9 protein-coding genes are annotated in these 13980 nt (G+C 65.5%); 1 reads left to right on the top strand and 8 read right to left on the bottom strand.

All coding sequences use genetic code 11. The features are described 5' to 3' along the window. Positions 1 to 172 precede the first annotated feature (172 nt). Positions 173 to 625 (top strand): hypothetical protein, encoded by a 453-nt coding sequence (locus ABZY11_RS13130; RefSeq protein ID WP_356479212.1) that lies wholly within the window; start codon positions 173 to 175, stop codon positions 623 to 625. Between the two features lie 630 nt (positions 626 to 1255). On the opposite strand, the gene ABZY11_RS13125 is transcribed toward ABZY11_RS13130, so the two are convergent. The 8 genes from ABZY11_RS13125 to ABZY11_RS13090 all read right to left on the bottom strand — a co-directional run bounded on the left by ABZY11_RS13125 (position 1256) and on the right by ABZY11_RS13090 (position 13888). Beyond that, positions 1256 to 4507 carry a hypothetical protein gene (locus ABZY11_RS13125; RefSeq protein WP_356479211.1) on the bottom strand — a complete coding sequence of 1084 codons (3252 nt, stop codon included), beginning with the start codon at positions 4505 to 4507 and terminating at the stop codon, positions 1256 to 1258. Positions 4508 to 4674: 167 nt separating this feature from the next. Continuing rightward, a complete protein-coding gene (locus tag ABZY11_RS13120) occupies positions 4675 to 6957 on the bottom strand; it encodes a hypothetical protein (protein WP_356479210.1) in 2283 nt (760 codons plus the stop codon). Between the two features lie 40 nt (positions 6958 to 6997). Continuing rightward, entirely contained in the window at positions 6998 to 7900 is a 903-nt protein-coding gene (locus ABZY11_RS13115; RefSeq protein WP_356479209.1) for a hypothetical protein, read from the bottom strand. 206 nt (positions 7901 to 8106) lie between these two features. After that, on the bottom strand, positions 8107 to 10482 hold the full coding sequence (locus ABZY11_RS13110) for a DNA topoisomerase (RefSeq protein WP_356479208.1): 2376 nt from the start codon (positions 10480 to 10482) through the stop codon (positions 8107 to 8109). Between the two features lie 156 nt (positions 10483 to 10638). Then, positions 10639 to 10764, bottom strand: coding sequence for a hypothetical protein (locus ABZY11_RS13105; protein ID WP_356479207.1), 126 nt, complete (start codon positions 10762 to 10764; stop codon positions 10639 to 10641). 431 nt (positions 10765 to 11195) lie between these two features. Then, a complete protein-coding gene (locus tag ABZY11_RS13100) occupies positions 11196 to 12374 on the bottom strand; it encodes a hypothetical protein (RefSeq protein WP_356479206.1) in 1179 nt (392 codons plus the stop codon). Continuing rightward, on the bottom strand, positions 12371 to 12778 hold the full coding sequence (locus tag ABZY11_RS13095) for a hypothetical protein (RefSeq protein ID WP_356479205.1): 408 nt from the start codon (positions 12776 to 12778) through the stop codon (positions 12371 to 12373). The genes ABZY11_RS13100 and ABZY11_RS13095 overlap by 4 nt, the downstream gene beginning before the upstream one ends. Before the next feature lie 297 nt (positions 12779 to 13075). After that, positions 13076 to 13888, bottom strand: a complete 813-nt coding sequence (locus ABZY11_RS13090) for a hypothetical protein (RefSeq protein ID WP_356479204.1) — start codon at positions 13886 to 13888, stop codon at positions 13076 to 13078. Positions 13889 to 13980: the final 92 nt, after the last annotated feature.

Raw genomic sequence — 13980 nt, 5'->3', positions numbered from 1 at the left:
ATCCGCCGCTACATCATCTGGCGAAACCGCCATGCCGACGACCAGCACCTACAAGCCGTCGTCGACAAGGCAAACGTTGCCTGATGCGGCACTAGAATTCTGCCGATGCCGCCAGGCCAGCCTCCGCAGAGCCGGTGAGTCAGATGCCCGGAACGAACGAAGGGAAAACACCATGAATACCACCAGGACCGCACGTGCGACGCGGGCCAGGATCGCCGCGACCGCCGCGGCCCTGGCCGCGGGCACGCTCATGCTCAGCGCCTGCGGCGGAAGCAGCGGAGACAGCGACAGCGGCCTCGACGGCACCTACTACATCGAGGATGTCAACGGCACGTCCGAACTCGGCCAGCTGGTCGTCAAGGGCAACACCGTCTCGCATCACGAGTACGACTGTGACGGTGTCTACGAGGAGCCGGACGTGACCAGCACCGGCGAGTTCAACAAGGATCAGACTCAGATCATCTGGACGGTCGCCGGAGGCGACAGCCGCAATGAGCGGACCGGCACCGAATCGATCTCGGCCGGCGACACCTCGATCAGCATCGACGACAAGGCGTACGTGCGTGACAACTCCGCTGCAGGCAAGGCCCTGCTCGACGCCTTCAAGACCAAGTGCGCGAAGTAGCGCCGAAGTTTCGCTCGGTCATCCCCCAGACACAACAGGAACCCCGAGGACATCGCGTCCACGGGGTTTCTGCACTTCCTCGCCGCCTTGACCCACCAGGTCTCTGACGCCTGCCCTTGAAGGTGCTGCGCTGTACTCCTCAATCGTCTTCGGCAGCCGGCCGTACTTCGGCGCGTGTTGCTCGACGAGATCGAGTTCGGCCCCACCATCGGCTGCCGGATCCTTGACGGGGCCACTGCAACGATCACCACGGTGGTGACCTCGATTGACGTGACGGCCAGAGCGCCGAGGCCTGCACCGTCGGCCGGAACACTGACCACGTCACCCTCGAACGTGCCGAACAGGCGCGAGATCACCAGCGGCTCGTCGCGATGTGCCGCAATACCCGCACCCGCTCGCCGACGAACACCATGGTGGCCACGGCATCCACAGCGCTCAGCACCAGCTCGCGGATCCTGGCGATCCACCATCGTGCCGACCGCCACCAGCCGAGCGAGAACTTGCCGCGAGGCCGCTCCGAGCCTCATATTCCCTTCCTTCTCCTGCGCTGTGCGAAAAGACGACGCAACCGGTGAGAACAACCACTGCGATCATCCCCACCGGTTGCGTCAGCCTTCTGCGACCCGCTGGTCAGTCCTCCGGCCTCTCGCGCCGGCCCCGACGAAGAGCATCTGCTGGCCGCTGCCGCGACGCCGGGGCCTCCGCACTCTGAGGAGTTGGAGCCTGCCTCGGCGAAGAAGCCGGTGCAGGAGCCGACGGCCGAGCTGGAGGCTGATCCCGCGCGGCGGACGTCCGCCGCGGCGTCGATGCCTGCGTCTGAGGCGAACTCGGCTGACGCTCTGCCCGCGTTCGAGCCGGAGTGCGCGTACCGGGCGCAGCCGGAGCCTGCCCCGGAGCAGCCACGGGGCGACCGCGCGACGGACCAGTCTCTAGCTGCCTCGGGGCCCGGGCGCCCTGAACGGAGCGTGTCGGATGCGCGCCCGGTGCACCCGGCTGCGCCGGAGCAGCACTGCTGCTGAAGCGTTGTGGTGCCTGCTGGTTCCCGCCCGATGAACGTTGCTCGCCCCGGGCACTCGTATCGGACTGTGCCGGGCGCGTCTGATCAGCGACAGCCCTACGGCTTCCGCTGGTCGGGACAGCGGTGGTGCTGCCAGCGCCGTTCTGGCCCCGGGAGCCGTCACGGGAGCTCGGCGGCATCGTGGACGAAGCCAGGACCTCGCCCGGAATGACATTGCCGCTGGAGCTGCCCGGGCTGTACCCGAGGTTCGACAGGCCGCCCTGGTTGCTTAGGCTGTGCGCCGTCAGCTTGTCCCAGAGTGAGCTGCCCGGTGAGCCGCCGGTGAGCTGCAGTGGACTGCCCGTAGCATCGGGCCTGCTGCCCTGGCCGGACAGGTCACGATCACCGGCGGGATCGCTGCCACTCGGCAGAACCCGGACGCCTTCGCCGCCGCCGCCGGGCCTGCCACCAGTCGGAACACCTTCCAGCGACGGTTCGGGTGGGCCCTCCGGTCCGCCCTTGCCGCCGTTCCCGAGGGCCGGCCGCGGCTTGCCGGAGGTCAGTTCCTTCGAGTCACCGTTCGTGCCGCCGGCGTTCGTCGACGGCGTCCTGGCCGTGGGCTTGCCCGTGTTCCGAGACGTCGGGGTGCTGGTCTTGCTGTCGAACCCGGAGGCGAGCTTGTTGCCCATGGCCATGCCCGCGCCGGCACCCGCTCCTGCGGCCAGAGCAGGCAGCAGGCCGCCCTTGTCCGGCTTCGGCGCGGTGTTCGTCTCGAGGAACTTGTCCACGAGCTTGGTGACTACCTCGTCCATCGCCTGCAGCACCGTCTTGCGCACCCGCAGCAAGGCGAAGGTGATGCCCGTGATCATCAGCGAGGAGACCAGGGTCAGGATCACCACGATGGTCCCGCCGAGATCAGCACTGCCCCACAGGCCGTCCGGACTCATGAGGCTTGAGATGGGGCCGGCCATGATGTCCGGGACCGAGATGAGGAACTCCGACACGAACTGGTAGATGAACAGTGTCACGAGAACTTCCAGGATCATGGCCATGGAGTAGACGATCACCTTACTGATCGCCTGCATCGCACCCAGCGTCGCGAACGGCACGGCCGCCACAAGGCCGAAGGTCCGCTTGACCGCGCCCGCCAGCATGCCGATGGCGTACCAGAAGCCCAGAAGGACGATGGCCCCCAGGACCGTGGCCGCGTTGTGCCAGTACATGAGCTTCGCCGGCCCTGTCCCTACTTGGCTGACGGCCATGTGGCTCTGGCGAGTGAACCCGCTGGTGGCGTTGTTCGAGCTGTACATTGTGAGCGAGCTGGGGGCGAACCTGGTGTTGAGGTAGTTGTACGCAGCCAGCGGGGCGAGGTTGCACGACGTGGGCGTCTTGTCGACCTCGAAGCCGCAGCCGTTCTTGGTCCCCGTCGTCGTGAAGGCCGCCGAGTCCCTTCCGGGGCGAGACGAGGTCAGTCCTGTGCCGTCAGTGGAGATCACTGGGTGCTGGGCCGGCTGGGGACCCTTTTCCTCACCGAACTTTTCCACGTCGCCGTAGCTGTCCTTATCGACGAACCAGCTCTTCTTGACGTCAGAGCTCTCGTCCAGCTGTGTGATCGAACTCTTGATCCCGGACTCGAAGTCGGAAGCTGCCACCTCGTTGCTCGCGATGTACTTGGCGATGACCCCAAACGTCGAGATCACCGCCCTGATGTCATCCGCCGCAGTGTTGTCCAGGCAGTCCTTCGACGCTGAACCGTCCACCTTGACCGTGCATTTGTAGCCGGAGACCGTGCCTGACTTCCACGCCGACTCGGCGTCGTTGACCTTCGTTCCGATGCCGATGCCGTCGAACGTCCTTCCGTGGGACTGCTTGTTGATCGCCAGCGCGCTCGTGCGCACCGACATCATCGCGCTCGGACTGGCCTGGTCGCCGCTCCAGGAAACGGACGCCTGGTCCGGGATACCCAGGCGATCGTTCATCATCCACGCCTCGAAGTCGACGTAGGTGCTCAGCACGACGCGCGTGGGGCCGGCGTGCTGACCGAGGACGGAGTCGTCGAACTTGTTGAGCACGTCGGTGTACATGGACCCCATGAGCGGCAGGCCGACGCCGATGAAGACCATGCGCACGATGAGCTTCTTGATCGCCGAGCCCCGGTCCATCCGCTTGAACAGGACCAGGCCGATGAGCAGGGAACCGATGAAGATCGGCACGATTGCCTGCCACGAGATATCGACGAGCAGGCCGTACCAGCCACTGATCCAGCTCTGAAGACCGGAGAGCGCGCCACCTCCAGTGTCACCTCCCGTCATCCCAGCAGCGAAGGCCGGATTGACTGCCGCGACCGCACTGTAGAACCACATGAAGGGGTTGATGAGCTTCAGGAACTGGATGACGACGTAGAACAGTGAGCCGACCGCCAGTGCCAGAGAATAGAGGATCCAGATGACCGACCCTCCGATCGCGCTCACGATCTCACCACCGATGCCCGAAGACATCGTGTCCAGGCCGAGGTCGCTGTTCGCCGCCCCGAAGTGCGCGTAGTCGAGCATGCCCGCGTACTTCGCGTTGTCCTTGTCGTCCTTGGCCGCGAGGGTCTCGTAGGTGACGGTCTGGGAGGACCCCGACACCTCGGCGAAGAACCAGCCCACAATGTTGCCCAGGCTGAACTCCGGGTCGGCGTAGCCCAGCAGGGAGCCGCCAGAGGCCGGACTGCCCGTGACAGGCTTCCAGTTCTCGTGCATGCCCCGGTCGTTCTCCGGCGAGTTCTCCTCGCTGAAGTACGAGCTCGCGTTCGAGGCCAGCTGGTAGAGGCTGTAGTTGTCGCGGTCCTTCTTGTCGTCCGCGGACGCCGGCGAAGAGGTCGCCATCATGAAGACCGGCACAAGCAGCGCCGCCAGGAGGCCGAGGACGAGCCCGCGCGTGAGCCTGCCCCGGCGGACTCCGCCACCGCTGCGGACGCGCCAGACATGCAGCCGCGCCACCGCCGTGATGGTCCCGTTCATCGTGTCTCCTCGGCTCCCCGTCCTCGTGCCCCTCGTGCCGGTGTCGCTCATGCCTTGACCAGCTTCTTCGGCCCGGACATCTTCTCCGGCTTCCCCGCGCCGTTCGCAAGCTGCCCCAAGCTCTTCTTGCCGTTGCCGGGCTTGAAGGCGCTGTTCTGGCCCGCGTCGGCGTCGCCGCCCTCGCTGGGCTTCCGGACGCTGGTGAGATTCGCTCCGGGTGCAGGCTTGTCCCGCATGATGGCGTCCATCCGCGCCGCCTCTTCAGTCTTGGCCGCCTCGATCCGGACCCGCCTGCGCTGTGCCTCGCGGTAGGGGTTGATTCCCAGCGCGAGATCCAGGTGGAAGACGACGTTGGAGACGTCCCGGCGCAGGTACGTGAGGTTCTCGCCCTTGGTCGTGATGAGCCGGGCGAGATCCGGCGGAATCCGCTGGTGCAGCTGCTTCTGGTACTCCGCCACCGTCCGATCACGCATCGGGCCGAAGAGCGTGTAGTCCGCGGCGTCGAACTTGTTGAAGTCCGAGTCCGCGAGCATCCTGTCGACGTCGTTGTAGCTGAACACCACCCGGCCGCCACGTTCGTGCATGTGGTCGAACTGGTCCTTGATGTACTTCTTCACCCGGTCGTCGATGTGCTCAGCGCCGTGGATGATCGCGGTGTCGCCGAGCCCCAGCTTGCCGACGGCGAAGCCGACGATGTTCACCAGCTGTGCCATCGCCACGCCTTTGCCGCGGCGCATGAGCCGGGAGAAGTCGTAGACCACGCGTCGGGAGTCCCGGACCCCGTCGACCGCACTGGCGGTGTGGTTGTTGAACAGGTCGCCGTTCGTGCTCAGCATGGTGTTCGCGATGCCCTTGAGCACGTTGTACGCCCGCAGTTGGTCCGCATCCGTCTTCGAGGAGTTCAGCAGAGACTTGTGAGCGGTCGCCAGGTAGGAGACGAACATCTGCAGGCGCGGCACCTGCGTGTGCGGAATGTTCACCACGCGCAGACGGTGCCGCTGCTCCTTGGCGTTGTGCCGCCACATGCCCTGTTCGATGTAGAAGTCAGTGGCCGTGTCTTCGAGAGCGCTACGGATGATCGATCCGACAGCGCCGTCCGTGGTCTCGTAGAGCTGCTCGAACATGAGCTTGAGCTTCTCCATCTGAGCAGAGAAGACTGTCAGTTCGTCCGCCTCCTCACCGAACATCTCGAACATGTTCACGTCGCCCTGGTTCAGGTCCACGCGAGAGGTGATCCGCTCGAACTTCGGGCCGAGCCTGTCGAGGTTCGCCCCGTCGAGGATGAGGTGGACGACCTGGCCGTTGCCCAGCAGCGCCGCCTGCGAGAGCTTCGAGCACCACATGTTCGCGATCCGCTGGCGGTCGAGGTAGTCGCTGAGCGTGGCATCGGCAATGACCACGTGGCGTTCGTAGCTGTTGACATCCATGAGCACCGCGCTGTTGTTGACGTCGCCGACCATGTAGCCGACGTACTCGCCGCCCTGGTCGTTGAGGCCGTTGGTCACCAGCGAGTACGAGCCGGCCAGCTCGGTCGAGGTGAAGTGGAAGCCCTTGCCCTTCTTCTTTTCGTTGTTGTTCCACAGACCCGAGAGTTCCTGGCGCTGCTCACCGGCATACGCGGCTGCCTTCAACGTGCCGAACCGGTCGATGTACAGGCGCGTCACCCGGTCGATCGAGTCGTCCAGGGTTGCGAGATCGGGGGCCTTGAGGAAGAGCCGGCTGTGCACCGAGAGGTAGCTCGCGCCGTCCTGGATCTCTCCGATCGTGATCCCCAAGTCACCGGAGATCTTCTCGGCTCTGCGCCTGGAGGAGGTCGTGCCCGTTTCTTCCTGCTCGTTCGCGTCGAGTCGCTGGAGCTTCTCCGACTGCTTCGTGTACGAGTCGATCCACTTGTCGTTCATCCGCTTGACCTGCTCAAGCACGACGGCGGTGACCCGGTCGTCCAGGCCGTCCGGGATCCGGTCGATGCCCCAGAAGGCCGCGAAGTTGTCGTGGGCGGCGTCATCGTGGAAGTACGCCAGGATGCAGGCCACCGAGCCGTCGACCTTGAAGTAGTCGGAGCGGAAGAGATATTTCTCCTTCGGCTTCAGCGCGAGCAGGTGAGGGTAGGCGTCGAACGCTCCCTCGAGCTGCTTCACCGCCTGGCGCCGCCGCCACCAGTTCTTCTCCGGCTCGGGAGCCTGATCGGCCGCAGCGTCCTGAGCGCCTTCGGCCTGAGCACCGCCATCCGTGCGCGGATCACCGGCCGGAAGCTCAGCTGTCTCATTCGTCTCGGCAGGCTTCTTTCCCGGGATGCCGAGCTGTGCCCGGACTTTTGTCAGCAGCGCCATGGTGTCCTTCGTTCCGTCGTGTTGGTCGGCCCGGCGCTGATCAGCTCAGCGGCACCTTGAGATCCGGCAGTTCGTCGTCGATGCCCTGGTAGAAGACCCGCAGCATCGACTCGGCCTCCTCACGGTCGAGCATCGTGACCTCCTTGACCATGAGGGACGAGCCCTCGACTTCGGCCTGGAGGACCAGGTGGCCCCTGCGCAGCGCGTCCGCGCTCTTGCCCTTGAGCAGCAGGTACTGGTGGATCGAGGTGAACTTCCCCCCGCCCACGTGCCGCGCGAGGATGTCGTACTGCTCGTTCTGCAGCTCGACAAGGTCGGGATCCCGGACCTGAAGGGCCTGGTTGCGCCGCTCCAGGCTCGCCACCTGGTGGTAGATCCGCTGAGGTTCCTTCGTCGTGATGAAGCTGTGCTCGCAGGCCGTGTCGACCTTGCGCCAGAAGGAGTCGACCCGGTCGAGGATCCCGATCCGGTCCTCGTCGAAGAGCAGATAGCTGGCCGAGCCGACGACCAGGTAGATCTGGCCTTCACCGCCGTCGGAGAAGTGAATCCGGCCGTCATCGTCGATCCCGTCGATGCCGACGATCGAGTGGAAGTCCGATGGGTTCGAGCTTCGGCGGGTGAAGACGTGACGGGCTTTCGGGGGGAGATAGGCCAGCAAGGACGGCACGCGCATGATGCGCAGCTCCTTCGTCTTCATCAGCCCGCCGAAGTAGATGATCACCGCCAGTCCCCAGACGGCGAACAGAGTGATGGGGACCGGGCCCGAGCTCGCGACGAATGTCGACGTGCTGACCCACAGCAGGGCGAGGGCGCCGCCGCCGTAGAAGAGCAGCTGCTTGATCGGCGAAGGTTTGGCCGCCCAACCGCCCTTGCTCAGCGTTATCTCGTGGTCGAGGAAGCTGCGGTTCAGCGAACTCGGCACCTTGTACGTCATCTTCGCCATGGCTCTCTCCCCGCAATCTCACTGGTCACTATCCGGTCTGTCGACAACCTCTCATAGGCGAGGTGTATAGATGGAATGCTACCGCAGAGAGATGATTGGAATCGATGATGAAAGGCGAATGAGTAACGCCACTCGACGACTCGGACTGGCTGTCGGAGTCGTCGGGTGGCGTCTATGGGATGCCGGCTTCCGTGGGGAGAGCCAGTTCAGCCGAACGAGGGCACGATTTTCTTCTTCCCGCCCTTCTCCTTCCAGGAGATACGGGCATCGAACGACTTGCCCTTCGCCGAGACGAAGCCCTTGCCCTCAATCGTCTTGCCGGCTGCCAGGTCCTTGCGCTGGGCGTCAGTGAAGATCACCTGGCACCAGGACCGCGGCGGCTCGTCGCCGGAGCCGAAGTCCGGGACGATTCTCTTCGCCTTCGCATCCCAGCTGACCTTGCAGCTGAAGGGCATGCCGGTTCTTGCGCTCACGAAGTCGTCGATCACCAGCGCCTGGCCAGCCAGGAGTGCCGAGGTCTCCGCCGGTGTGAAGGTCCGGTCAGACCACATCGCAGGCTTGTCGGACACTTCGAGCTGGAACCCGACAAACCTGCGGCCCTTGTAGTCGCCGACGCCGAGCGCACCGGTGGCCAAGTAGGGCCAGCCCTCCTTGTTCATGGCCGAGAACGAGATCCTCTCGCCCGCGAGCAGCCTCGCCACCTCGTCGTCGCTGAACTCGTGACCCGACCAGGTCTTCTTGAAAGCGACCTTCTTCGGCCCGCCTGGAGCGCTCTGCCACACGCCCTCGGCGCGGGCAGCACCCTGAGTCTCCTTCAGGCCCAGCTCGGCCCGCATGGACCCGGCGTTCTTCGTCATCGTGGCGATGTCCTCGCGGACCCAGTCGGCTATGACGGCGAGGCGCTCCTCGGCAGCCGCGGTCCCGGCCGCGATGTCGCGCATGTCGGCGTAGACCCTTTCGGTGAGACCGAGGTCGCCGATGTGCGTGCCCGGCAGCAGCCGCCAGCTCATCTCGCCGGCGTGCGCGAGCGTGAGCTTCCTGCCCTTCTCCGAAAGCAGCGGGTACTTCGCCTTGTCATTGGTGATCTCCGAGTACGTTGAGGTGCGGGTCGCACCCGTGCCCACGTCGCGCTTGTCCAGCTGCTTCATGAGCCACTTCATGGTCGGGTGCTCGGGGCGTTTGTTGGCCCCCTCGAAGACGAACGGCGCAGCGCTCTGGCCCAGGCCCTTGCTGCTCTCCTTCTCGTCGCCCTCGGCGGAGTCGTCGCCGGCGTCCGGGTCGAACACAGCCCTCCAGCCAGGACTCTTGGCTATGTTGGCGACCCCGACGAAGTCCGGGTACTTCTCCACGTAGCCCTTCTGCTGCTCGTAGAGGCAGTCCTCGGCGGCCATGGCCAGATAGTTCTTCGCGAGCGTCTCGTAGATGAGCCGCCCGGCCTTGCCGTACTTGTGCTCGACCTCATCCAGCGAGGAGGGCACCTTCGGGCCTGGGCGGTTCGCGCCGTGCGCGCCCTTGGGCTTCACGTGCGTCGACCGCGGCTGGCGGTGTGTCAGCAGCGCCGTGTCGACGCCGACGACTGCGGCGATCTTGTCGACCAGCGGGGCGAGATCCTTGAACTGCCCGGGCGTGATCGTCTTGTCCTCGGTACGCGGATACGAGACGACCTGGTCCTCGTACATCTTCTGGTAGGTCGACAGCGTGAGGTTCGCCTTCACGCCCCTGCCGACGAGCATCGAGGACAGGGCCGCGAGATCGAGCAGCTTCGGAGGGGCAGTCCGCTTGTCCGCCTTGCCGTCCAGGACGACAGGGGAGGGGCCGTACTGCTGCGGCACCTGGGTCTGCTGGTCGAACCGCGGCTCCTTTGGGTTCGTGTACATCACGTCGTTCTCGTCACGGAACCTGCTCTGGAAGAACGGCTTCTTGACGTAGCCCGCATAGGCCTTCTGCTGGTCGCCGACGAGAGAGACCATTGCCGACTTCAGCCGGCCCTGGCGCAGCACGAGAGTCAGGCCGGACTGGCGGCCCATCGCCGTGGCGATACGTGTGAACTGCATAGACAGGAAGTCCCACTGCGAGCGGTACATCGCCTTGCGGTAGTCGCCCTCGTCCTGCATGGACTTCACCGGCCGGCGCTGCTCGAAAGCCTTCTGGATCGAGGCCTTCGACTCATCGGTGAACTCCATGCGGCTGAACTGCTTGCCATGGAAGCCGAGTTCATCGACCGCCTCCCAGAAGAGCAGATCGCCCTCGCCGGAGGGATCAAGATCCGTGGCGATGACGATCTCGTCCCCGCGGCCGAGCGCGGCACGCAGGTTCTTGATGACGTCAGCGACGTTCTTCTGCGGCTCGCGCTTCCACGAGAGGTCCTGCGGGTTCCACGGCAGGTTTCCCAGGTCCCAGTTCTGATAGCGGTCCGCGAGCGAGGAGTCCACCATCGCGTGCGGCTGGGCGAACTCGTAGAGGTGGCCACGCAAGTTCGTGACCTCATAGGCCGTGCCCTTGTAGCTGCCCTTCGAGCCGCCGAGTGCGCTGGCCATGTTCCGCGCTGCGCTCGGCTTCTCTGCGACCACGATCGCAACCATGTCGACTCCTTCTCGCCGCTGACTCATAGGAGAATTCGAGTCTACTTCGAAAGGCGAGTCAAATGAGAGTCGAATGGTGGTAGTGTTCCTGTCTGCTCGTGCCCAGCACCGTTCCCGGCACCGACGGCACGCGCCGTCAACGGCACTCGATGTGGCTCACCGCCCTGCCTGCAGCGCCACGCCGAGCCGCACCCGATAGACCTTCAGTACCTTGCCGAGCGTCTCAAGCCCCTCCGGATGCTCCACACCTTCCTCCAGCTCCTTCAGACGGATGGGCCGCACGCCGGCCACCTCCGCGGCCTGCTTGCGCGTGGCCTGGCCTGGCCTGGCCCCGGAGCTTGACCAGCAGATCCGACAGGTCCACGGCGAGATCCTCGAACATCCGGAACTTCTCGCGCTCACCCATGCGCGTGTGCCCGATGTGGAAATGGCCCGATGCGCAGGTGTACCAGCTCCTCGACGGGTCCTCGCGGAGCCGGTCGGGGATCTCGCCCACGCTGCGGTAGACCCGCTTGAACACCTTCTGCCGTTGCGCATCGTGGTGCATTCGCGAGGAGCGTCCTCGGGTTTGGTCGCCGGGTTGGCGATCCCCGCACGCTGCGGTGTGCAGTAGAGCCCGAACAGCACCGGGGCCTGGGGGCGGAGTCCCAGGCCCCGGCCGCACTTCTTGCAGCGCTGGCGCTCGGAGAAGAGCCTCTCCCCGCGCGTCGTGCTCATCGAGTCGGCCGCCCCTCCCGCTCGCGTTCGAGCTGAGTCTGCTTTCTGGTCTCCTCGCGCGCCTTGTCCCGGAGGTAGATCGCCTCCCTGTGCGTGATCGGCGCGTCGTGAATGTTGTGCGAACCCCGCAGGAAGTTCTCTGTGCGATCGGCGATGGAGTAGGCCAGCGCCTGCTCGATCACAGCACTGGTCCGGCGCACCTCGGCCAGCTCGTCGCGCAGCTCGTGCAGCAGCCCGTCCCGCTCGCGTTCGGCGACCTCGATGCCTTCCAGTCGCGCCGCCACGCTGCCGAGCAGCGGATCGCGGGAGCGGAACAGTGCGACGGCGCGTTCGGTAGCCGGGTCTGCATCAATGCGCAGGTCGAGCTGCGCCAGCAGGAACGCCGTCACCAGCGTGCCCTGGCTCAGCCGCTGGCTGAATGCGCGCGCGGCGCTGTCGCTCACGCCCAGTTCGCGGACCGCGGCGGCCCGCAGCTGCTCCCGCAGCACACTCATGATGCTCTCGGGCAGTGCCTTGATGTGCGGCTGGCTCTTCACTCCGGAAAGCCGGAAGCCCGACTGAGGGAGCGTGGCGACTGTGTCGGGCGTGTCGTTCGAGCCGCCCTTCGAGGCCGCGCTCTGCACGGTCTCCTGGTGGTCGGTGAGCTGAAGCGAACCGGGCGTCTCGTGCTCGGGCCTGTCCGGTGCGCAGACGGCGTCATGAGCAACGGCCCCGGCTGCAGTAGCCTCCTCGACGTCCGTGTAGGCCTCTGGAACCGGAACGTCGTCAGCCGTGGGCGCGCTGCCCGGAAGTATCCCGTCCGCCGTGCTCTGTCCGCCGTCGGTACCGCCTCGCTGACTGGATCCGCCGGCCCGCTCTGAACCCCCTGCATCAGGCTCGTGGTCCGGCTCCAGGCCCAGGCGATCTGATCCAGCCTCCACGTCACGCACGGCCTGCGAACCTGCAGCGCCGGGTCGATTGCCGACTTCGCCGGCCTCGTCAACCTGCGACTCCGGCTCGGGTGCTGCTGTATCAGACCGCGGTCGCACTGCCTGCGCTTCATGCTCCTGGGCCCGGAGGCGCTTGAGGTCCTGGCTCCCGCTGCGCCGGAAGGTGTCCAGGAAGGACGTGTCCACGTCCATCACCTCGGCGGTTGGCGTGACCGCCTCCAGTATTTCTGCGAAGTCCTGGCTCACGAGAGCTCCCCGTCTTCATCGTCAAGCAGGTAGTTGTCGCCACGCGTGAGCCCGATGAGGGAGTCGAAACCCTGGGTCACCACGCGCTCGAGGTTCGCATTGTTCGTCGAAAGCGCCTTGACCTGATCGACCAGCTCGTTGAGCCGCGCGATCTCCAGCGTCGGCAGGTCGTAGTCGAGGTTCTCGCGCCGGATCTTCTCGATCACCGCCTCGGCCACGTACTCGTTCACCGAGGAGAATCCGCGTCTATCGGCCCAGTACTTCGCACGCTGCTTGTCGTCCGGGTCCAGCCGGACGAACATGCCCGGGCGGCGATCGCCCCCGTTCTGGGTCGCGCCCGGCGGCTTCTTCTTCGCACCGCGCACGGGCCACTTCGCCTTCTCCGACTCCTGTGTGACGGTCATGCGCGACCTCTCCATGGTTCATGCGGTTGATCTATGAAGTCATATCACCAATGCCATCAGGCAGGCCATTCAATGCGAGTGATAGGCGGGGTGAATGTCGTACTCATTGATCTGTCACTCGATCTCCTATAAGGTCGCACTCGCATCGCAGTCGTGACTGACTGCGTGTCGCCGCAGTGGGTGGCCCTGGTCGACACTCCCCTTCGGGCGGGGTTGCCCGCTGCGGTTGTGCGATGGTGAAAGAACAGGAGCCCGGTGCGCCCCGCACCGGGTTCCTGTTTGTCTGGTGGCGTCCGCTCAGGCTGCCGGCGTCGCATTCGTCGTGCAATCGACGAGCCCCTGGGTGAACTCCGGCGACCGCCAGATCGTCTTGTCCTTGGTGATGGGCAGGTGTTCGGCGATCGACCCGGTGCCGATGGGCGCGCCGCCGGCGAGGAAGTGCAGCGCCTCCTGACTGAAGCCCGCGTCGTACGCCAGGCGCGAGAGACACACGCCTCCGGCCGCGTAGGTCTTCTTCTGGCTCTCGTCCCGGGCGTAGGACGAGAACATCGAGACCAGGCCCTTGGTGAGCTCCGTGGGCCAGTTGACCGGCTGGTCCGCGCGGATCGCGAAGGCCGGCCTCAGATCCGGCCTGCCGACCGCTGGCTTCGCGGCAGCCTTCGGGGGCTGGTAGTCCTGCGCCCCGCCGCCGTCCGGGAGTACAGCCCAATCGACACACGCATCGAAGTCCTCACGCAGCGATCGCGAGACCAGAAGTGCGGCGTCACCATTGCTCACCTTGCTCAGGCCATCGATGGCTGCACCCGCGTCGTCGCTGTTGGTCTTGACGATGTAGGCCAGCGTCTTGTCCGACATCCCCGCCTTCCGTGCGGCGGCGGCCAGACAGGCCCCACTGTCCTTGCTCGAACTCCGGGCGCCCTGGAAGGCGAGCCTTTCCAAAGCCTCGCCGAGGGGCTTGTCGGCGACCTTGGCGGTGCTCTCGGTCGGTGCAGGCGGTGTCGCCTGCACGGCACCGCCGTCGCCGCCGGAGCAGCCGACGAGCAGGACGCCAGTGGCTGCGGCGAACGCTGCGGTGAAGAGCGCGGCCTTCCTCGTCCTCCAGGTCTTCATCGCTCTCATCTCTCCTGTCCGGAACGCTGCCGTTGTCCAGTCATATTGAATCAACTGATCTCTACGAGTACTTTATCTGAATGCCTCTCAAG

This window comes from Streptomyces sp. NPDC006510 (genome assembly GCF_040611955.1).
In the GTDB taxonomy this organism is placed as follows: Bacteria; Actinomycetota; Actinomycetes; order Streptomycetales; family Streptomycetaceae; genus Streptomyces.
The sequence above is the reverse complement of the archived record's forward strand: the minus strand, read 5'-3'. Positions and strand labels throughout refer to the sequence as shown.